Annotated in this window: 15 protein-coding genes; 9 read left to right on the top strand and 6 right to left on the bottom strand. The window is 53.4% G+C overall.

From position 1 onward, the window contains the following. Positions 1–3 precede the first annotated feature (3 nt). A complete protein-coding gene (gene cysN, locus Q4551_RS10765; RefSeq protein WP_303433745.1) occupies positions 4–1,611 on the bottom strand; it encodes a sulfate adenylyltransferase subunit CysN in 1,608 nt (535 codons plus the stop codon). Continuing rightward, a complete protein-coding gene (cysD, locus tag Q4551_RS10760) occupies positions 1,612–2,550 on the bottom strand; it encodes a sulfate adenylyltransferase subunit CysD (protein WP_303433847.1) in 939 nt (312 codons plus the stop codon). It lies immediately after the preceding gene. Between the two features lie 239 nt (positions 2,551–2,789). On the opposite strand from cysD, the gene Q4551_RS10755 reads away from it, so the two are divergent. Both Q4551_RS10755 and zapE read left to right on the top strand, forming a co-directional pair. Next, a complete protein-coding gene (locus Q4551_RS10755) occupies positions 2,790–3,419 on the top strand; it encodes an alpha/beta hydrolase (protein WP_303433743.1) in 630 nt (209 codons plus the stop codon). 138 nt (positions 3,420–3,557) lie between these two features. Continuing rightward, positions 3,558–4,673 carry a cell division protein ZapE gene (zapE, locus tag Q4551_RS10750; protein WP_303433741.1) on the top strand — a complete coding sequence of 372 codons (1,116 nt, stop codon included), beginning with the start codon at positions 3,558–3,560 and terminating at the stop codon, positions 4,671–4,673. Positions 4,674–4,805: 132 nt separating this feature from the next. Here the strand turns inward: zapE and Q4551_RS10745 are convergent, their stop codons facing one another. Continuing rightward, positions 4,806–5,315 carry a TlpA disulfide reductase family protein gene (locus Q4551_RS10745; protein WP_303433739.1) on the bottom strand — a complete coding sequence of 170 codons (510 nt, stop codon included), beginning with the start codon at positions 5,313–5,315 and terminating at the stop codon, positions 4,806–4,808. Between the two features lie 309 nt (positions 5,316–5,624). Between Q4551_RS10745 and Q4551_RS10740 the strand changes: the two genes are divergently transcribed. Further along, entirely contained in the window at positions 5,625–7,886 is a 2,262-nt protein-coding gene (locus Q4551_RS10740; RefSeq protein WP_303433737.1) for an OsmC domain/YcaO domain-containing protein, read from the top strand. A 180-nt stretch (positions 7,887–8,066) separates the two neighbouring features. On the opposite strand, the gene Q4551_RS10735 is transcribed toward Q4551_RS10740, so the two are convergent. Next, on the bottom strand, positions 8,067–8,879 hold the full coding sequence (locus tag Q4551_RS10735; RefSeq protein WP_303433735.1) for a response regulator transcription factor: 813 nt from the start codon (positions 8,877–8,879) through the stop codon (positions 8,067–8,069). Between the two features lie 331 nt (positions 8,880–9,210). On the opposite strand from Q4551_RS10735, the gene Q4551_RS10730 reads away from it, so the two are divergent. From Q4551_RS10730 to Q4551_RS10720, 3 genes are read left to right on the top strand one after another with little or no spacing between them, the layout of a single operon-like run. Then, positions 9,211–11,601, top strand: coding sequence for a TonB-dependent receptor (locus Q4551_RS10730; RefSeq protein WP_303433733.1), 2,391 nt, complete (start codon positions 9,211–9,213; stop codon positions 11,599–11,601). A 57-nt stretch (positions 11,602–11,658) separates the two neighbouring features. Further along, positions 11,659–12,930, top strand: coding sequence for a sensor histidine kinase (locus Q4551_RS10725; protein WP_303433731.1), 1,272 nt, complete (start codon positions 11,659–11,661; stop codon positions 12,928–12,930). Positions 12,931–12,946: 16 nt separating this feature from the next. Beyond that, the gene (locus Q4551_RS10720; protein ID WP_303433729.1) at positions 12,947–13,606 is read left to right on the top strand and encodes a response regulator transcription factor; all 660 of its coding nucleotides are present in this window, start codon (positions 12,947–12,949) and stop codon (positions 13,604–13,606) included. Positions 13,607–13,694: 88 nt separating this feature from the next. On the opposite strand, the gene Q4551_RS10715 is transcribed toward Q4551_RS10720, so the two are convergent. After that, complete coding sequence (locus tag Q4551_RS10715; RefSeq protein WP_303433728.1) at positions 13,695–14,258, bottom strand: DJ-1 family glyoxalase III; 564 nt, start codon at positions 14,256–14,258, stop codon at positions 13,695–13,697. 207 nt (positions 14,259–14,465) lie between these two features. Here Q4551_RS10715 and Q4551_RS10710 point away from each other — a divergent pair, with 207 nt between their 5' ends. Next, entirely contained in the window at positions 14,466–16,487 is a 2,022-nt protein-coding gene (locus tag Q4551_RS10710) for a primary-amine oxidase (RefSeq protein WP_303433726.1), read from the top strand. A gap of 111 nt (positions 16,488–16,598) precedes the next feature. Next, positions 16,599–17,405, top strand: a complete 807-nt coding sequence (locus Q4551_RS10705; RefSeq protein WP_303433724.1) for a cytochrome c oxidase assembly protein — start codon at positions 16,599–16,601, stop codon at positions 17,403–17,405. Here the strand turns inward: Q4551_RS10705 and Q4551_RS10700 are convergent. Continuing rightward, a complete protein-coding gene (locus tag Q4551_RS10700) occupies positions 17,383–18,405 on the bottom strand; it encodes a helix-turn-helix domain-containing protein (protein ID WP_303433722.1) in 1,023 nt (340 codons plus the stop codon). The genes Q4551_RS10705 and Q4551_RS10700 overlap by 23 nt on opposite strands. Positions 18,406–18,868: 463 nt before the next feature. Between Q4551_RS10700 and thrS the strand changes: the two genes are divergently transcribed. Beyond that, positions 18,869–20,800, top strand: a complete 1,932-nt coding sequence (thrS, locus tag Q4551_RS10695; RefSeq protein ID WP_303433720.1) for a threonine--tRNA ligase — start codon at positions 18,869–18,871, stop codon at positions 20,798–20,800. Position 20,801: the final 1 nt, after the last annotated feature.

The following is a 20,801-nucleotide window of genomic DNA, read 5'->3' as shown; positions in this document are numbered from 1 at the left end:
ACATCAGATAATGCCTTGATCCTGCAGTGCCGCAATCAGAGTGTCGATGTTGTCGCCATCGGCAGCAATACTGATATCAGCACCGTCCGCACCACCGGCGACCAGAGCGACCAGACCAGCATCCTTTAACACCTGAGCGGTTTCGGCAGCGCCAATAGCCGCAAGACGACCCATTTCAAACAGGCGGCGATCAAGGCCATTAACCAGGGTTTCGGCATTGACTGCATTGATGGTGACAATCGCCGGTTTCTGATTAAAACGGCGGGCTTTTTCTTCTGCCGCAACGGCTTCGAAGCTACCTGAGCCGATGGCTTCACCCACAATCATACCGGCACCAATGGTCACATTGGTCAAACGGTCGATCACGATAAAGCAGCCAGTACCATGAACCTTGGCGTAAGCATCAAAAGGAACGGCTTTGTCGAGGCTGACCTCGACCAGCGCGATTTCGTTGAGTTTTACCTCATCGGCTTCACGCTTTTCCATGGTATTGATATCGACCAGATTATGGATCTTGCTGATGGTGCCAGCGCTGGCACCGGTAGCAAATTTCAGGTCATACGGACGGCCTGGCACCATGGATTGCTCGGTCATCCAGACCAGATCAGCATTAAAGCGATTACCAACGATCGGCTGGTCATTCACCTTGACGATGACATCGCCACGGCTGATATCGATTTCGTCTTCCAGTGTCAGGGTGATGGATTGGCCGACAAAGGCTTTTTCCTGATCACCGTCCCAGGTGACAATACGGTCAACCTTGCTGGTTTTCTGCGAAGGTAATGCCATCACCGTGTCGCCCGGTTTGACCACGCCCGCAGAGATGGTGCCGCAGAAACCACGGAAATCGAGGTTCGGACGGTTGACGTATTGTACTGGCAAGCGGAAATTGTCGATGTTTTTGTCAGCGGCAATTTCAACGGTTTCCAGAATTTCCATCAGCGTCTGGCCATCGTACCAGGGGGAACGGCTGGAGCGATCAACGACGTTGTCACCATCGAGGGCAGAAATAGGCACACACTGAATGTCACTGATATTCAGGTCTTTGGCGAAGGCCAGATAGTCGGTACGAATTTGTTCAAAGCGCTCCTGGTCAAAGTCCATCAAATCCATCTTGTTGACGGCAACAATGACGTGTTTGATACCCAGCAAGGAAGCAATAAAGCTGTGACGCCGGGTTTGGGTCTGAACCCCGTAACGGGCGTCGATCAGGATAATCGCCAGATCACAGGTCGATGCCCCGGTGGCCATATTTCGTGTGTACTGCTCGTGTCCGGGAGTATCAGCAATAATGAACTTGCGCTTGGCAGTACTGAAATAGCGGTAGGCAACATCGATGGTAATGCCTTGTTCACGCTCGGCAGCCAGACCATCAACCAGCAGAGCCAGGTCGGGACGGTCGCCGGTGGTACCCACTTTGGCACTGTCTTTGGTGACGGATGCCAGCTGATCTTCGTAGATCATCTTGGAATCGTACAGCAGGCGGCCGATCAGGGTGGATTTGCCATCATCAACGTTACCGCAGGTCAGGAAACGCATCATTTCCTTGTTTTCGTGTTGCTCCAGGTATTCCAGAATGTCGGAAGCAATCAAATCGGACTGGTGAGACATTTAGAAATACCCCTCTTGTTTTTTCTTTTCCATCGATCCGGATGAATCATGGTCAATGGCCCGGCCTTGACGTTCGGATGTCGTGGTCAGCAGCATTTCCTGAATGATTTCAGGCAGCGTGGTGGCTTCAGACTCTACCGCACCGGTCAGTGGGTAGCAGCCCAGCGTACGGAAACGCACGGATTTCATTTCTGGTACCTCGCCATCCTTCAATGGCATACGGTCGTCGTCGACCATAATCAGCATACCGTCGCGCTCAACCACCGGACGCTTGGCGGCATAATACAGCGGCACAATGTCGATGTTTTCCAGATAGATGTATTGCCAGATATCCAGCTCGGTCCAGTTGGACAGAGGAAAAACCCGGATGCTTTCGCCTTTGTTGACCTTGCCGTTGTAAATATTCCACAGCTCGGGACGCTGGTTTTTGGGGTCCCAGCGGTGCTTGCTGTCGCGGAAGGAGTAAACCCGTTCCTTGGCGCGGGATTTTTCTTCATCACGGCGGGCACCACCAAAGGCAGCATCAAAGCCATACTTGTCTAACGCTTGTTTTAGACCGGCGGTTTTCATCACGTCGGTATGCTTGGATGAGCCATGGGTAAAAGGACCAATTCCCTGGTCGACGCCGTCCTGATTAATATGAACCAGCAGATCCATACCAATATCTTTGGCTACCTTGTCCCGAAATTCGATCATTTCACGAAACTTCCAGGTGGTATCGACGTGTAATAGCGGGAAGGGCGGTTTGCCCGGATAAAAGGCTTTGCGGGCGAGGTGCAGCATGACCGCAGAGTCCTTGCCGATGGAATACATCATTACCGGGTTGTCGAACTCCGCCGCAACCTCACGGATAATATGAATGCTCTCCGCCTCCAGTTGCTTGAGGTGGGTGAGATGGTAGTCACTGATCATGGGACAATTATTCTCGGAAGTAGGGATGCTGATTCAGAGGCATCACGACCGCGTTGCAATCGTGTTGTCTAGGCTCTGATTGTTACGATTTGCAGGGACTATAACAAGGCTTGTGGTATATAAAAAGGCAGTATTAAGATCGTTTGGTTCTAATAATATGGTCTTGCTTATGCCCTAAATGCCGTATCAGGCTATGGTATCCTCATGGTCATTTATAGCCTTCCTGCCAGTCCCGGGAAGCGTCAACAAAACCAGCAGGAGCAGACATGGCGCAAGAGCAAGTAGTACAGATCAAAGGGTCAGCCGGAGTACTGGACGGCCGTACGATCCAGCAAGGTAACGTGGGAATGCTGATGTGCCACCCGCATCCGTTGTTTGATGGCACCATGGATAACAAGGTTGTGACCACCACGCTAAGAACGGCGCTGGGCTTGGGGATGTCGACCTTGCGCTTCAACTTCCGGGGTGTTGGTGAGAGTGACGGCGAACACGATCACGGTCGTGGTGAACAACAGGATGTGCTGGCGGCATTGGACTATGCCCGTGATACCTTGGGCTGGGAAACCATTCTGCTGGGTGGTTTCTCATTTGGTGCCGGAATGGCTTGTCTGGCTGCGGTAGACAGGCCGGAGCAAATTGCCGCCCTGTACCTGATGGCACCGGCAGTACATCATTTTGATGCCCCCAATACCTTGCCCCATGAATTTGAAACCTTTGTCTATATGGGAGATGCCGATGAAGTGGTGCCTTTTGATGAGGTAGAACACTGGACCAATCTGGTTGTTCCTGTACCCCATTGGCAGGTTTTTGCCGGTGGTGGCCACTTCTTCCATGGTCGTTTGGGAGAGCTGAAAAAGTCCCTGATTCGGGATATGGCCGCGTTTAAACCCGATTGAGCCGGCACGGAAGCGGTCAATTGGCAAATTTTCTGTCAAACCTACCCATCTTTCCCGGATTGCAGCCATTAGTCGGTTTGATGTTTTCGGCATGGTCGGATACATTTCGCCCCCCGATTCCTACGATGGAGTACGCCCGTGTCGACCCCTTGGGAGCTTTATCAAGCTGACCTTCAGCGAGATGACTTTTCTTATGATGCCGCCCAGGAAATGGCGGTCAAACATTTACAGCGCCTGTTTGACGATCTGGTGGCTGCCGAAGCACGACGGGCCAACAAAGGTTTTGTTGGCAAGCTGGGTAGCAAGTTCAGCCGCAAAAAGCCGGAACCGGTGCAAGGGCTGTACTTCTGGGGAGGCGTTGGTCGAGGGAAAACCTATCTGGTTGATACCTTCTACGAAGCGCTGCCGTTTGAACGCAAGATGCGGACCCACTTCCACCGCTTTATGCAGCGTGTGCATCAGGATCTGACCAAGCTGGCGGGCACCAAAAACCCGTTAACCGTCGTTGCTGATCGTATCGCTGAAGAAGCCGTGGTTATTTGTTTCGACGAATTTTTTGTCTCCGATATTGGTGACGCCATGATTCTGGGCAGCCTGATGCAAGAGCTGTTCGATCGTGGTGTGACGCTGGTATCGACTTCCAATATTGTGCCGGATGGATTGTATAAAAACGGATTGCAACGCGACCGTTTTATTCCAGCCATCAAACTGCTGAACAAATACACCGATGTGGTCAACGTGGACAGCGGGGTGGATTATCGTTTGCGCACACTGGAGCAGGCCGAGCTATATCATTACCCGCTGGACGACAGCGCTGAAGCCAGCCTTCAGAAAAGTTTTGACAGTCTGGCACCGGATATGAGCCAGGTTGAATTTAACGTTGGCGTTGAGGTGCTTGGGCGGGAAATTCCGGCCAAGGCTGTCTGTAATGATGTTGGCTGGTTTGAATTTGACGCTTTGTGTGACGGCCCTCGTTCACAGAATGATTATATTGAGCTGGGCAAACAGTTCCACGCCTTGTTGATTTCCAATGTGCCGGTGATGAGCGTTAAAAATGACGACCTGGCCCGCCGTTTTATCAACCTGATTGATGAGTTTTACGATCGTGGCGTCAAGGTGATTATGTCTGCGGGTGCAGCGATTCCTGATATTTACGAAGGTGGCAAATTGGAATTTGAATTCCAGCGTACCACCTCCCGGATGCTGGAAATGCAATCCCATGAATACCTGACTCGAGAGTGCAAGATCGACTGAGCCGGTGCAACGGATACGGCGCCGGTTCGGACACGGATGGCGCCGGTTCGGACACGGATGGCGCCGGTTCCGACGGAACAGGGCAAAACCAGACCTGCCTCGGGTTATGGGTTATGGGTTATGGGTTATGGGTTATGGATTTGACTGCAACAGGGCATCAACATGCTGGCGAATCACTGCGATATCACCGTCGGCAAACCCCTGATGTACCCAGCGCACCATACCTTGCTGATCAATCAGATAGGAGGTCGGCATACCCACCAGGCCAAAGGTGTCGTAGCTGCTGCCAGAGGTATCCGAGACATTGGGGAAAGACACACCCAGTTCGTCCAGGAAGCGGCGACCCAATGCCGGGTCATCATCCAGGTTCACCCCCAATACCACAAACGCTTGGTCGCTGAGCTGCTGCTGTAAATGCGCCAGTTGCGGCAAGGACTTACGGCAGGGGCCGCACCAGGAAGCCCAGAAATCCAGATACACCACCTTGCCCCGAAAGTCACTCAGACGCTGATGAGAGCCATCCCGGGATAACGAGGGCAGGTTAAAGTCAAACCCCGGTTCCCCGGCCTGTAACGCACTGGCGGACAGTGACCAGCACAGACTCATCAGGCTGGTGAGGCATAAGGCGGTAAAACGATTCATAAAAAGGCCCGTTCGGTTGGGTAGCAAACGGCTACGATACAGGGATTGGCCGGGGTTGGGCAAAACCCGGGCGGTGTCTTGGGTCAGCAGCCTGGCTCGATACGCAAGGCCAGGGCTTCAGGCACGGGTTCTTACCGCTGCAGGGAATGACCATCTGTTGACAGGGTTGTTCTCTTGCGGAGTCGACACGGCCCAAGACGCCAGCTTCAAAATCTGGATAATACCTTCCCTTACATTGCTCTCGGCTTTGCTTGCACTGTTGCGCTTAACGCCGCCGCGTCACTCTCCAATTTTTAATCCGGTATCCCCATGGAAATCAAGGTCAACTTTCTCGATAACCTTCGCCTCGAAGGCAAGTTCGATGATTTTAACGTTATCTCGGATCAGCCCATTCGTTATAAAGGCGATGGTTCCGCACCGGGGCCGTTTGATTATTTTCTGGCGTCGTCGGCCATGTGTGCCGCGTATTTTGCCAAGATGTACTGTATTGCCCGGGATATACCGACCGAAAACCTGCGGCTGGTGCAAAACAATATTGTTGATCCGGAGAACCGCTATAAACAACTGCTGAAAATCCAGCTGGAATTACCGGAAGGTATTGCCGAAAAAGACCGCCAGGGAATATTGCGCTCCATGGAACGTTGCACCGTCAAACGGGCGATTCAGACCGGGATCGAGTTTGATATTGAAGTGGTCGATAACCTGGATGACGATACCCAGGCGCTGTTGCTGGCAGGCTCGGCGGCAGCGGGAGAAGACACACCGGCAGCCACCTATATTGCCGGTAAAGATCTGCCGCTGGAACAAACCATCGCCAAAATGACCGGCCTGCTGGCGGATCTAGGGATGAAAATCGAGATCGCCTCCTGGCGTAATATCGTGCCGAATGTCTGGTCGTTACATATTCGGGATGCGGCCTCACCGATGTGTTTTACCAATGGTAAAGGCGCCACCAAAGAGAGTGCCTTGGCATCGGCGCTGGGGGAATTTCTGGAGCGGCTGAACTGTAATTTTTTCTACAATGACCAGTTCTTTGGTACTGATATTGCTGACGCTGATTTTGTATTTTACCCCAATGAGCGCTGGTTCCAGCCTGGCCCTGATGATGCGCTGCCGCCTGAAATCCTGGATGAGCATTGCCTGTCAATTTATAACGCCGACGGCGAGTTATGCGCCTCGCACCTGTTCGATACCAATTCGCGGCTGGTGAACCATGGCGGCAACATTGACCGTGGTATTGTTTCCTTGCCTTTTACACGCCAGTCCGATGGTGAGACGGTGTATTTCCCTTCCAACCTGATCGAAAACCTGTTTCTCAGTAATGGCATGAGCGCCGGTAATACCCTGGCGGAAGCGCAGGTGCAGTGTTTGTCGGAAATTTTCGAACGGGCAGTCAAACGTCAGATTCTGGAGCAAGAGCTGGCGTTGCCCGATGTGCCAGATGCGGTACTGGCACGTTACCCGGGTATTGTTGCAGGGATTAAAGGGCTGGAAGAGCAGGGCTTCCCTGTGCTGGTGAAGGATGCGTCTCTGGGTGGTTTGTATCCGGTGATGTGCGTCACGCTGATGAATCCACGGACCGGTGGTGTCTTTGCCTCATTCGGAGCGCATCCCAGTTTTGAAGTTGCCCTGGAGCGGTCGCTGACCGAGTTGTTGCAAGGGCGCAGCTTCGAAGGCCTGAACGACTTGCCGCAGCCAACCTTTGAAAGCAATGCTCTGACAGAGCCCAATAACTTTGTTGAACACTTTATTGATTCGACCGGGGTAGTGAGCTGGCGCTTCTTCAGTAGCAAAGCGGATGTGGAATTCAGCGAATGGGATTTCCGCGCCCCCTTGTCAGCCAACCCCAGCCCGGAAGAACGCCAGCAGGCCAGTCAGGCAGAAGCCGACAGCCTGTTTGCCATTCTCGCAGATATGGGGCTGGAGGTTTATTGTGCTGAATACAACGACCTGGGAGTACCGGCTTGCCGAATCCTGGTGCCGGGATATTCCGAAGTGTACCCGGTGGATGATCTGATCTGGGACAACACTAACAAGGCACTGTTTTTCCGCGAAGATATACTCAACCTGCACCGTCTCAGTGAGCAACAGCTGGAGGCGCTGCTGGACGGACTGGAAGACAGCGAGCTGGATGACTACACCGATATCACCACTCTGATTGGCATTGAGTTTGACGATAATACCGTTTGGGGCCAGCTCACCATTCTGGAGCTGAAGTTCATGATTTGTCTGGCGCTTCAGCGTCTGGATGACGCCAAGGAGCAGGTTGAAACCCTGCTGCAATTTAACGACAACACGGTGGAACGTGGCTTGTTCTTTCAAGTCGTCAATGCCGTGCTGGAAGTTACCCTGGACGATGATATGGAACTGGACGATTACCGGCTTAATTTTGGTCGTATGTTTGGAACTGAACGACTGGCCGCCGCCATCGGTATGGTGGATGGTTCCGTGCGCTTTTATGGCCTGACCCCGACCAGCCTGCAGCTGGACGGTCTTGACAAGCATTTACGCCTGATTGACAGCTATAAAAAATTGCATAAGGCCCGGGCAGCCAAGGCAGCCTTGTCTTGATACCGGGTGTTAGTGGGCCGGTTTGGTGGGCCGGATCGTTGAGAGTTGAGCTGTCTGCTCCAGAGATGGATCCGATGGCCTGACAGGTCTGGTCTGTAAAACGACGATGATCGGGGCAAGCAATAAAAAACCGGGCGCTGCCCGGTTTTTTATTGTCAGTAATCAGGCGCACTCGCGAAGTTAGCGGCGCAGATACTGGTTAAAATCGACATTACTGGCAGCCAATACCGCCTGAATACGATTGTGTACACTGAGTTTACGCAAAATCGCCGAGACGTGCGCTTTGACGGTGGTTTCAGCAATCGACAGATTGTAGGCAATCTGCTTGTTGGATTCGCCACTGGCCATACGTTCCAATACCAGCAATTGGCGACGAGTCAGGCTGTTAAGCATTTCTGGAGGAATCAGGTTTTCATCCTGGATACGGCGCTGACGGGAACGGCCATCATCCGTGGCACGGATGACATCGGATGGCAGATACACCTGTCCAGCTAACACCTGTTCAAGTGCCTGGGTCATTTTTTCCCGTGGCAGTGACTTGATAATAAAGCCCACAGCACCATAGGTCATGGCTTGCAGCACCACGCTTTTTTCTTCCTCGGCAGAGATGATAACCACCGGGATTGTCGGGGACTCGTTGCGTAACTGAATCAGGCCGTTCAAGCCGTTCATGCCAGGCATGTTCAGATCGAGCAGAATCAGGTCGAGGTCATCCTGGGTACCGGCCATCGCCGCGGCAGACTCAAGATTTTCTGCCTCGAGAATATCGGAATTGGGGTAGCGGTTACGAATGACATCGGCAATGGCTTCCCGGAACAGCGGGTGATCATCCGCAATCAGCAGCTTGTAAACAGGCGTGTCGTTTTCCGTCAGCGGGCTGGTCGGCAATTCTACCGTAGTGATTGTATCAGTCATATCTGGCTGTGCGCTCTGGCTGGGGGAGTCATCACTGGCGCTTGAGGATGCGCTGTGGCCGGTCTGGAGTGTCAACATGATAGCTACACCTGTTTATTTATTTTTGTAATCTCTGCATTACACCCCGTGTTGCTACTGTCAGGTATCCTACCTTGGCGTTTTGTATGGGGGTCTAAAGTAGTAAAGTTAGTCGAAATCGCCTTCTTTGGCACCGTATTTTTGCTTTCTTTAGCATGGTTCTTGGTAAAAATTGTATATTTTATGAATCCAGGGCATTAATCGGGAAGATTTCCCTATCCTGTTTACCTAGTGCCAAAGCAGACGCGATCAGCAACGGCAGAGGCAGAGTCAGCAGACCGGCGGTCGTCCAGAATAGCTGCATCTAATAATAACGATAAGGCAGATGTGGATGGCATTTCTAAATTCTCCCTCTAACAGTGGTTCGACATGGACTGTCTTTGGCAGTCTGGCGGGGTGTCTGGTACCCCTGGCCGCCTGGGCAGAGGCTAGTCCGGTTACGGACGAAATCGTTGTCATAGCGCCAACTCCTGTAATGGGTACCGGTGTGCGGGAAAACCAACTGGTCAGCCCGGTACAAAGTCTGGGCAGTGATGACCTGGAGCGTATTCAGGCACAAAATATTGCTGAACATCTGCGCTATCAGCTGGGTTCGGTAAGCATTAACGAAGCGGTCAGCAACCCCTATCAACCGGATGTTCAATATCGTGGTTTTACGGCATCGCCGTTGCTGGGATTACCGCAAGGCGTATCCGTGTATATGAACGGCGTGCGTTTTAACGAACCTTTTGGGGACACGGTAAACTGGGATCTGTTACCAACGGATGCCGTCAGTAATATGACGCTGTATTCTGGCTCCAATCCGCTGTTTGGCCAGAATACCCAGGGCGGCGCCATTGCGATGACCACCAAAAACGGCTTCAACACCGAATACAATGAGTTGGAGCTGGGGGCGGGTCAGTTTGGTTTTCGTCAAGCGCAGTTCCAGAGCGGTGGCAATGGCCAGTTGGGTAATCAAGACGTTGGCTATTACGTATTACTCAACCGTGAAGAAGAAGATGGCTGGCGTGATGCCTCTGGCAGCGATATTCGCCAGGCCATGTCGGTACTGAGCTGGCGCTCGCTGAACAGCTCGTTGAATCTGACAGTCTTGCTGGACGACAACGAAATGATCGGTAATGGTGCCGTGCCCCAGGCATTGATGGATATCGAAGGCCGCAGCGCTATTTATACCAACCCGGATATCACTCGCAACCGACTGAATTATTTTGCCCTGGATGGTGATCACTGGTTCTCGGATACCTTGCAGCTGGCCGGTAATATTTATCTGCGCCGTAACCTCACCACCACAGTAAATGGCGACGACTCGGATTACGAAGAATGCTTGCTTAATGGTGCTGAAACCCTGTGTGAAGAAGACGAAGACGGTGGCGATGAAGAGCCAGTCACCTTTGTGGGTTACGATGACGATGACACACTGGAAGCCATTGCTGCCGAGCTGGGGCTGGATATTGATGCCGACGACGTTGACGGTACTCTGAATACCTCCCGCACCGAACAAAACAGTCAGGGCTTCAGTCTGCAGTTGGCGTCTTCGGCACCAGTTGCCGGTCGGGACAATCTGTTTACCGCTGGTGTGACACTGGATCAGGCTGATATTCACTTTCGCTCACGTACCGGCTTTGCCATTCTCAATAACGATGAGCCAGGGGATGCCCGAGATGTCACAGCCATTGGCCTCTACGACAGTGAGTCTGAAGTCAGCCTGCAAACCGATACCCAGACCATGGGGGTGTTTTTTAGCAACACGCTGGCCGTGGATGACCAGCTCAGTGTGACCGTTGGTGCCCGATACAATCACGTCCATATCAAGATGCAGGATCAATTGGAATCCGGGCCGGGATCGCTGGATGGCGACCACACCTTTACCCGGGTCAATCCAATGCTGGGAGCAGCCTATGTCATGGATAATGGCTTGAACGTATACGCCAGCTACAGCGAATCATCACGAGCGCCAAGCCCGGCCGAGCTCAGCTGTGCGGATGAAAATGATCCATGCAAACTGCCCAATGGTTTTGTGTCAGATCCACCGCTGGAGCAAGTGGTTACGCGTTCTGTGGAAGCGGGTCTGAAAGGCACTGCCAGCCGCAATATCCGCTGGACCGCCGGTGTTTTCCGCTCTACCAGCCACGATGATATTCTGTTTCAGCAGGCGGGTGGTTTGCCGTCTGAAGGGTATTTTGCCAATGTCGGGAAAACCCGCCGACTGGGAACCGAGCTGGGGATGACAGGCCACTGGAGCGATGTTCAGGTAGCCGTTTCTTATACCTGGATGCGAGCCACCTTTGAAACGCCGTTTGTATCGTTCAGCCCCAATAATCCGCAAGGTTCTGATCGACAGGTTGAAGCGGGCGACCAGATTCCCGGGCTGCCACAGCACAATCTGAAAATGGCGGCCGACTGGAACCTGTTGCCACAAGTGTCAGTGGGTGGCGATATTCAGTATCGCAGCAGCCAGTACTTCCGTGGTGATGAGGCCAATGAAAATGAGCAACTGGCTGGTTATACCCTGGTGAATGTCCGGGCCAGCTACGCGCCAACCGATGCCATTGAAATCTATGGTCGTGTCGTTAATGTATTCGATCGCGAATACGAAACCTTTGGTGTTTATGGTGAATCGGATGAAGTGCTGGATGAAGCCTATCCCGGATTTGAAGAAGACAGCTTTGTTGGCCCAGGTGCACCGCGAACCGTCAAGGCAGGTATCAAAATCGGCTTCTGATCAGCTGATGCAATGGCCATTACGGCCATTGCCCCGAGGCACAACCGGGGCACGTGTATGAACGTCATGACCCGTATCCTGCTGATGGTCAACAGCGCCTTTGCACTGGCGCTGCTGGTCAGCCTGGCCACGTTGCTGGTGCAAGGGCGGGACGATGTGCTGCGCGAGCAGCAGGCGATGAAACCGGTAGTGGAAGCATTGATCCGTTCCGGTCAGCCGCAACAGATACTGGCGCTGGTTGGCAGCAGTTTGCGGCATGTACGGGTTGCCGGTACCTATACCGAACGCCCGGACGAACACTCGGTGCCAGCCTGGTTTGAGGCCTTGTTCGATCACCCCGGACGCGGTTATCAGCTGGCACTGACCGACAGTCATGGCCAAAAAGTGATCCTGATGTCGGATGATCGTGATGAAATCGAAGAAGTCTGGCATTCCTCCAGCTGGCTGTTCTGGTTGTTTTGTGGTTGTGCTCTGGTTTCCAACCTCGCTATTTATCTGGGGGTACGGGCCGGACTGCGGCCTTTGGCGGATGTGCTGGCCGCTTTTGACCAGGTGCAGCAAGGGCACCTGAACGCCCGTCTCGGGCATTACAGTTTACGCGAAGCCAATAACCTGGCCTGGCATTTCAACGCCATGACAGAATCACTGGAAAGCGCCCGTAACGAAAACCGCTACCTGACCCGCACCCTGATGGAAATTCAGGAGCAAGAGCGCTCGGCGTTAGCCCGGGAATTACACGATGACCTTGGTCAGCAGCTAACGGGTGTTCGGGTGCATTCCTGCGTATTACCTTTCCAGTTGGACAAGCCAGCCCAGTTACTGGAAACCAGTGAGTGTATCCAGGCAGGCTGCGATGCCATCAATCTGGGTTTTCGTCGTATCATCAACAACCTGTATCCCGTGGTGCTGGAGCGGCTGGGTTTGCAGTCCGCCGTCGATGAGTTGTTACGCACGACCGGGCAAACGACGGGGCTGGATTGTGTGTTGTCGGGCGATACCTGGCCAGGCTGGAACGAAGAGGATGCCGCGCAGATCTATCGGCTGGTACAGGAAGCGGTTAACAATGCCGTGCGGCATGCGGCAGCGGATGAGATCCGGGTATCGTTAACCCTGGACAGCCAGAAAACCGTGACGCTGCAGATCCAGGATAACGGTAATGGTGCAACGGAGGCAGTGGCCGGGTTTGGTATGCGCTCCATGGCTGAGCGTGCCCGATTGCTGGGTGGTACCCTGACGGTCGACTTTGCCGCTGAGGGAACGAAGGTCAGCGCGCATCTGCCTTATCCACAAGATGCCGAGGATAAAGACCCTTGCCCGCAGGATATTTAACAAAGGAAGTGGCTGGATGGCTCTGACAATTTTACTGGCAGATGATCACGCTGTGGTACGGCAAGGTTATGGCTCCCTGTTGGCGGCCATGATTGATGAGGTGCAGTTTATCGAGGCGGGTTCGGGGACGGATGCCGCCTTGCTGTTTTTTCAGCATGCCCCCGATATTCTGATTCTGGATGTGAATATGGCAGATATGTCGGGCATCGAAGTGTGTCGCCAGTTGATAGGCGCCAAGCCGGATGCCCGTATTCTTATCTTCAGTATGTATGAAGAAGCAACGGTGATTCGGGAAGCATTAAACGCGGGTGCACTGGGGTACTTATCCAAGTCGAGCCCACCGGCAGTGATGTTGCAGGCGGTTACTCAGGTGGCTGCTGGACAGTCCTTTATGGAACCGAGATTTGAATCATTGTTGGCAGTGGGCTGTCGCTCTACCGAGCGCAAGCGTATGGCCGACCCGACTAACTGTGGTGCTGCAGTGATTGACCCGCTGGCGTCGCTGGCAACCCGGGAACGTGAAATTGCCGAGCGACTCTTGGAAGGCAAAAACAATCAGGTTATTGCCACCGAGCTTGGCATCAGTGCCAAAACCGTTGCCAATCGCGCTACGGTGATCCGGCAGAAGTTTGGCGTTGGCAGCACCGCCGAGCTGATGCGCAAGATTCTGGGCTGACGGATCATTGCTGGATGACGACAGATTGCCCCGCGTTAGCAAGAAAAGTCATCAGCCAGCAGGGCACAAGGTAACAGGACGTGAGGTATCAGCCTTGATACAGCATGGCAGCAGCGACATCGTCGCGCACCAGCTTGCCACACAATAACTCCACCAGAGTCAGTGCCAGGGGCAGGGCGGTTGCTGGCCCGCGGCTGGTGATCAGATTGCCATCCACGACCACGTCATCATCATGATTGATGCAGGCTCCTGCCTGGGTCAGCAGCGGATCAAAGCTGGGATAACCGGTCATAACCCGGCCTGCAGTAATACCGGCAGCACCCAATACCACCGCCGGTGCGGCACAAATCGCGGCGATCCACTTTCCGGCCCGGTTTTGTTGCTGCAAACGGTGTAACAACCCCAGCGACGTAGCCAGATTGGCAGCTCCCGGCATACCGCCCGGTATGGCAATCAGATCAAATGGGTGATCAATCGCCAGCTTGCCCAGTACGCAATCGGCTTCAATCACGGTGGCGCGAGCGCAACGTACGCTGCGTTCCGGGCCAGTCGACGCCAGTGTGACGGTGATTCCAGCTCGGCGCAGTACGTTTACCAGGGTAATGACTTCCAGTTCTTCGCTACCATTGGCAATAGCAATCAGGGCGTTCATGGCAGAGTCCTCATATTGAAATAGCAAGAGATACGATCAAGACAAACAAGTAACGGGCGCAGTGTGAGAGTTACGGGGGCAAATGTCATGGTTTGTCGGTGTTATCCGCTGGTTTTTTCTGACACGGGTTATTTTGCCACTTTGCGATAACGTCCCCGGTGCTTCTGCTTAGCATGGCTGTATTCACTGAATCACGAGGAATACATCATGAGCGAGACCTGTTGCGCATCCAAGGCATCTACCACGATACCAACCCCGGTTCATCCACTGGACCCCTTGACCCAGGACGAACTGGCACAGGCCGCGGCGATTCTGAAACAAACGCAGCAGCTTGGCGATAGCTGCCGGTTTCCGTATTTACAACTGGAAGAGCCGCCCAAAGCCGAAGTGCTGGCATTTGAAGCAGGAAAGGCCTTTTCCCGTCGTGTCTTTGCCACCGTGCTGGATAAAAGCAACGGTGCGATGTTTGAAGCCATGGTGGATCTGGTTGCAGAAACCGTCACCGACTGGCAGCAACTGGACCATGAAGTGACCGGGCAAGCCCCGATCATGATCGAAGAATTCTTTACCTGTGTGGATATCGTCCAGAACGATGCTGACTGGCGCGCTGCGGTCAAACGTCGTGGTCTGACCGATGCCGATATTGAAAACATCCAGATTGATCCCTGGTCGTTCGGGTATTTTGGGGATGACCCCAAATACAAAGGTAAGCGCCTGATGCGTGGCGTGGCGTTTTATCGTGACCAGTTTACCGATAACGGCTATGCCCATCCGATTGAAGGTCTGGTAGCCATTATTGATTTGAACGAAGGCAAGGTTATCGAGCTGCTTGACGATGGCCGTGATACCCCGATTCCAAAAACCAAGCGTAACTACGACACACCATCGTTGGGGGAGCCACGTAGCGATGTCAAACCGCTGCATATTGTGCAACCGGAAGGCGTGAGCTTTGAAGTGGATGGCTGGAAAGTTAACTGGCAAAACTGGGAATTCCGGGTCGGCTTTACGCCACGGGAAGGCCTGGTATTGCATCAATTGGGTTATAACGACAAGGGCGAAACCCGTCCCATCATCTACCGCGCCAGTGTCACGGACATGGCGGTACCTTATTCCGACACGGCGTTGAACCATTACTGGAAATGCGCCTTCGACGGCGGCGAGTATGGCCTGGGGCGGCTGGCCAACCAGCTGGAGCTGGGCTGTGATTGCCTGGGTGCGATCCATTATTTTGATATTCCGGCGGTCGATGACAAGGGCGAACCCTTCACCATGAAGAACGCCGTATGTATGCATGAAGAAGATTACGGCACCTTGTGGAAGCATTACGAATTCCGTACCGATGTATTTGAAGTCCGCCGTTCACGTCGTCTGGTGATCAGCTTTTTCTGTACCGTTGGCAACTATGATTATGGTTTTTACTGGTATCTGTACCAGGATGGCACCATTGAAATGGAAACCAAACTGACCGGTATTATCCAGACGGCCGGTATGGTTCCTGGCACCAAACCGGCATGTGGTGGTGGCCTGGTGACACCGGAAATTTATGGCCCTTCACACCAGCATTTCTTTAATGCCCGTTTGCATATGATGCTGGATGGGGAACAAAACTCGGTTCTGGAAACCAATTTCAGCGCCAAGCCTGCGGGGGAAGACAACCCTTGGGGGAATGCTTTCAATACCGATGTCACTACCTTGACCACCGAACAGCAAGCTGCCCGGGAAGCCAATGGCCAGAGCGGTCGCTTCTGGAAGGTGATCAATCCCAACAAAACCAATGCCGTGGGCAATCATCCTGGTTACAAACTGATGGCGGAGCATAACCCCGTCATGCTGGCCCAGGCCGACAGTTATATTGGTCAGCGTGCCGGTTTTGCCGCCAAACACGTATGGGTAACCCCTTACGAGCCATCGGAGCGTTACGGCACCGGCAACTACCCGAACCAGAACAAGGGGGATGGCTTGCCGGTGTATACCCAACAAGACCGGAATGTCGAAAATACCGATATTGTGTTGTGGCACACCTACGGCCATACCCATATCTGCAAGCCGGAAGATTTCCCGGTGATGCCGGTGGAATACGTTGGCTTCAAGCTCAAGCCCAACAATTTCTTTGACGCCAACCCGGCCATGGACCTGCCAGCCGGCAAGGATCATCGCAGTGTCGGCGTCGCCGATGACGACAGTGATGGTGGAGATGGTGGAGATGGTGGTGATTGCTGTGCCAGCTAGGACATGAGCATCGAAACGATCAATACATGATTGAGACGATGTCCTGACCGAAGGCCAGCCAACCGGGAAAGCGGCGGGTTGGCCTTTGCGCCAAATATGATGGAGAGCGCCATGTTTGCACTGAATAATCAGTTCTGGCTGGAGTGTGGGTTTATTTTGCTGGTTGTGGTCTGGATCGCCCGGCAATCCGGTGGCTGGAAGCAGCCCTTGTTCTGGTTCGCCGTGGCACTGTTTGTGGTGGCCATGAACCCTTGGCTGGACACCCTGGCACGTCATTCCATTTGGTTGCACAGCTGGCAAAGTGTGGTTGTCCACCATCTGGTTCCCATGCTTTGGCTGGCGGTTTTTGCCGAGGCTGGTCTCTCAGCCAAGCGTGCTGAGGAAGCGGACAGCAAAGGTGATTGCCAGCAGCATAAAGAAACATCACTGCCATTCTGGCTCGGATTGACTCTGGCGGGGCTGCTATCCTGGATCGGCATGTTGCCAGCCTGGCATCAACCCTTGATGGACAGTCCGGTGCTGTATGCCCTGGGAAAATGGGCCATGGCGCTGGGGGGGGTATGGCTGTGTCTGAATCCTCAGCGCCTGCAACAGCATGCCTTGCCGGTTGCCCTGGTGATGTTGCTACCCTTGGTGGGACTGGGTCTGGCGATGGTGCTTAACCCGTTGATGTATCGTATGACGACGGCAATCACGGCCTATCCCGAGGCTGCTCCGTTGCTGGCATGGCTACCCCTGGCACTGCCTGGCATTGTCGACCAATGGCTGGGAGGGGCCGTGTTACTGAGCGGCGCATTCAGTTATTGGTTAATGAGTCGGGTCGTGCATGGTCCTTTGTCAGATCCTTCGGGGTCTGGCTCAGAGCCAGTGAGCAGTGGAATCATGCCGCCGAAGACTACGGGCGTCCTGTGCGGGTAGCGCTGGGCGTTTCACCAAAGAGACGTCGATATTCCTGCCCAAAATAGCCGCCATGGTAAAACCCGTAATTGGCGGCAACCGAACCAATCGGTAACTCACTGGATAATAATTCCCGCCGTGCCGCATTCAGTTTGACGGCGCGCAGATACTGCGCCGGAGAACAACCTGCCACCCGTTCAAAACTGTAATTCAGCGTCCGCCGAGGTACGTTCAGCGTCTTGCAGATATCCAGAATACTGTCGTCGGCACCTTGTTCCGAGAGTACATGCTGATGGCAGCTGCGCACCAGATAATGATGCTGGTTGCCCAAGGGGCGCATCGGCCGGTTATGGTCAGTCGACGGTATAAACAGATCCAGCGTCATACTGATCAGCTGGTGCTGGATGGCGCGCTCGAGTGCTGCCCGGCGCGTGGCCTTGCGTTCCTCCTGATGCGAGAGTTCGGCCTCGTCCGGAAAGACAACCGTGTGCTCGTCGTCTTCGGATTGCAGCGCCAGCAGCTGGTTCAGCAAAGAGATTGCCTGGCTTTGCAGTCTGGCCAGATGGCGCGTATTCACGGGTACTTCGTAACTGCGTTGGGCCGACAGCAGCTGGTTCATATCCTCTTCTGTCAATAATGCGGTCAGTTCCTGTTGATCCAGTGAAATCACGATGTAGTCGGTATTGGCCGGGCCAACAAAAAAGAACTCATTCTGATAGGGCAGCAGGGTGACGCCGTCACTGGCGATATTACGCGCCTGATCCGAGGTTTTGGCATTATGGAACGAGATCGGAATCAGGACACTGATCTTGCCTGTTGGAGTGTGGGTGTGCTGGGCCACCGACAGATTCATGGTTTCCCGGAACAGCCGGACCGATGGCAGTTCGACATCCTGCAAGCGGCCATGGAAATGCCCTGGCACTACCTGGTCGTATTGCTGCGGCCAGGAAGAAAGTGAATGGGCGAAGGAATTGACTTCGTTACAAACCGTGTTTTCGATACGAGGCTGAACACTTGTCATGCCGCAACTGCCAATAAAAGAGTATCTGCTTCAAACAGCAAGAGCCACGCCACAAATACCGGCTGGTCTTGATCACCTTGATGGCTGCCAGAGGTGACAGGAGAGCAAGAATAAGGTCGGAGTGGCTAGCATAATCCGGCCTTCTCATCATTTGATTGGGATGCGGCGAATTGTCACTGCTTGTCTGCCTGCAAAAGCGATGACAGTGGTTCGATTTTTAGTGTTGATACCCTTCGATGGCAGATGAAAGACAGTTCAGAGACTATTCAAAGACAGATATATGACTTTTCACTGGTTATTGTCGCTGCACTGTAATGTTACGGATACAGGATAATGCCCCGTCTGAGGGCGTGAGGGCCGCTGTCCGGTTTACAGCCCGCCAGTGTGGCGTTAGAGTACCCCGCCTGAATTTTGTGATCGCACGTGGCCTGTCGTAGGGGCCACCACTGACCAAGGAAATACTATGCCTGTTATTACCCTTCCCGATGGTTCTCAACGTACGTTCGAGCAACCGGTAACTCTGATGCAAGTGGCCGAAGATATTGGCCCGGGTCTGGCGAAGGCCACCGTTTGCGGTCGTATCAACGGCACGCTGGTGGATGCTTGTGAACTGATTACCGATGATGCGGATGTCACGCTGATTACCGGCCGGGATATGGAAGGTCTGGAAGTGATTCGTCACTCCTTTGCTCACCTGGTTGGCCATGCGGTCAAGCAACTGTACCCAACCGCCAAAATGGCGATTGGTCCAGTGATCGAGAACGGCTTCTATTACGACATCGATTATGAGCGTCCATTTACACCGGAAGACGTGGCAGCGATCGAAAAGCGTATCAAGGAGCTGGTCAAAAAAGACTATCCCGTGATCAAGGAAATGACACCTATCGAGCAGGCTCGGCAGGTGTTTGTTGAACGTGGCGAAGAGTACAAGGTTGAACTGGTTGATGGCCTGATTGAAAAAGGTGAAACCAGCGTCGGCCTCTACCACCACGAAGAATACATTGATATGTGTGTTGGCCCTCACGTGCCGAATACCCGAGTCATGCGCATCTTCAAGTTGCAGCGTGTGTCCGGTGCCTACTGGCGTGGCGATTCCAACAACAAACAGTTGCAGCGTATTTACGGTACCGCCTGGAACGACAAGAAGGCGATGAAAGAATATCTCGTGCGCCTGGAAGAAGCGGAAAAACGGGATCACCGTAAACTGGCCAAACAACTGGACTTGTTCCACCTGCAGGAAGAAGCACCGGGTATGGTGTTCTGGCATCCGAATGGCTGGACCATTTATCAGGTGCTGGAACAGTACATGCGCAAAGTGCAGAACGATGCCGGTTATCTGGAAATTAAAACCCCGCAAGTTGTTGACCGCACGCTGTGGGAAAAATCCGGGCACTGGGAACACTACGCCGACGCGATGTTTACCACTGAATCGGAAAAACGCACTTACGCGGTCAAGCCGATGAACTGCCCGTGTCATATCCAGGTCTTTAACCAGGGGCTGAAAAGCTATCGTGACCTGCCGCTGCGTCTGGCCGAATTTGGTTCCTGTCACCGCAACGAACCATCCGGTGCCTTGCACGGCATTATGCGTGTACGTGGTTTTACCCAGGATGACGCCCATATCTTTGTTACCGAAAGCCAGATTCGTCAGGAAGCGGCCGACTTTATCCGTCTGACGCTGGATGTTTACAAAGATTTCGGCTTTGACGTGGTTGAGATGAAGCTGTCGACCCGACCTGAAGGCCGTATCGGTGATGATACATTGTGGGATCAGGCAGAATCGGCATTGGAAGATGCCTTGAATGATGCCGGCCTGGACTGGGAACTGCAGCCTGGCGAAGGAGCCTTCTACGGACCGAAAATCGAATTCTCATTGCGGGATTGTATTGGTCGGGTTTGGCAGTGTGGTACCGTCCAGCTCGACTTTATGCTGCCAGAACGACTGGGCGCGCAATATGTCGATGAAGACAACGAACGCAAAACACCAGTGATGTTGCACCGGGCGATTCTTGGCTCGTTTGAGCGCTTTGTTGGTATTCTGATCGAGCATTATGCCGGTGCCATGCCACCCTGGTTGGCTCCGCAGCAGGTTGCCGTTCTGAATATTACCGATAATCAGGGTGAATATTGCCAGAATTTGGCAAAAACACTCAAATCAAGAGGCTATCGGGCGAATGCGGACTTGAGAAACGAGAAGATCGGCTTTAAAATTCGTGAGCACACTTTGCACAAGGTACCCTATCTGCTTGTGGTAGGGGATAAAGAAGTTGAAGCAAACACCGTAGCTGTGCGCACTCGTAAGGGAGATGATCTAGGCGTAATGACTATTGACGCATTCCAAGCCCTCCTCGATAGTGCTATAGAACAGCGCGGACGGTTTGGAATGGAGAACTGAA

This window comes from Oceanobacter sp. 5_MG-2023 (assembly GCF_030548165.1).
Classification (GTDB): domain Bacteria; phylum Pseudomonadota; class Gammaproteobacteria; order Pseudomonadales; family Oceanobacteraceae; genus Oceanobacter.
This window is presented reverse-complemented; position numbering and strand designations above follow the sequence as displayed.

What these genes read in the sequence shown, in the direction of transcription:
- cysN (WP_303433745.1), bottom strand. Translation starts at nt 1,611, where the DNA reads ATGTCTCACCAGTCCGATTTGATTGCTTCCGACATTCTGGAATACCTG.
- Q4551_RS10755 (WP_303433743.1), top strand. Translation starts at nt 2,790, where the DNA reads ATGGCGCAAGAGCAAGTAGTACAGATCAAAGGGTCAGCCGGAGTACTG.
- Q4551_RS10745 (WP_303433739.1), bottom strand. Translation starts at nt 5,315, where the DNA reads ATGAATCGTTTTACCGCCTTATGCCTCACCAGCCTGATGAGTCTGTGC.
- Q4551_RS10740 (WP_303433737.1), top strand. Translation starts at nt 5,625, where the DNA reads ATGGAAATCAAGGTCAACTTTCTCGATAACCTTCGCCTCGAAGGCAAG.
- Q4551_RS10735 (WP_303433735.1), bottom strand. Translation starts at nt 8,879, where the DNA reads ATGTTGACACTCCAGACCGGCCACAGCGCATCCTCAAGCGCCAGTGAT.
- Q4551_RS10730 (WP_303433733.1), top strand. Translation starts at nt 9,211, where the DNA reads ATGGCATTTCTAAATTCTCCCTCTAACAGTGGTTCGACATGGACTGTC.
- Q4551_RS10725 (WP_303433731.1), top strand. Translation starts at nt 11,659, where the DNA reads ATGAACGTCATGACCCGTATCCTGCTGATGGTCAACAGCGCCTTTGCA.
- Q4551_RS10720 (WP_303433729.1), top strand. Translation starts at nt 12,947, where the DNA reads ATGGCTCTGACAATTTTACTGGCAGATGATCACGCTGTGGTACGGCAA.
- Q4551_RS10715 (WP_303433728.1), bottom strand. Translation starts at nt 14,258, where the DNA reads ATGAACGCCCTGATTGCTATTGCCAATGGTAGCGAAGAACTGGAAGTC.
- Q4551_RS10710 (WP_303433726.1), top strand. Translation starts at nt 14,466, where the DNA reads ATGAGCGAGACCTGTTGCGCATCCAAGGCATCTACCACGATACCAACC.
- Q4551_RS10705 (WP_303433724.1), top strand. Translation starts at nt 16,599, where the DNA reads ATGTTTGCACTGAATAATCAGTTCTGGCTGGAGTGTGGGTTTATTTTG.
- Q4551_RS10700 (WP_303433722.1), bottom strand. Translation starts at nt 18,405, where the DNA reads ATGACAAGTGTTCAGCCTCGTATCGAAAACACGGTTTGTAACGAAGTC.
- thrS (WP_303433720.1), top strand. Translation starts at nt 18,869, where the DNA reads ATGCCTGTTATTACCCTTCCCGATGGTTCTCAACGTACGTTCGAGCAA.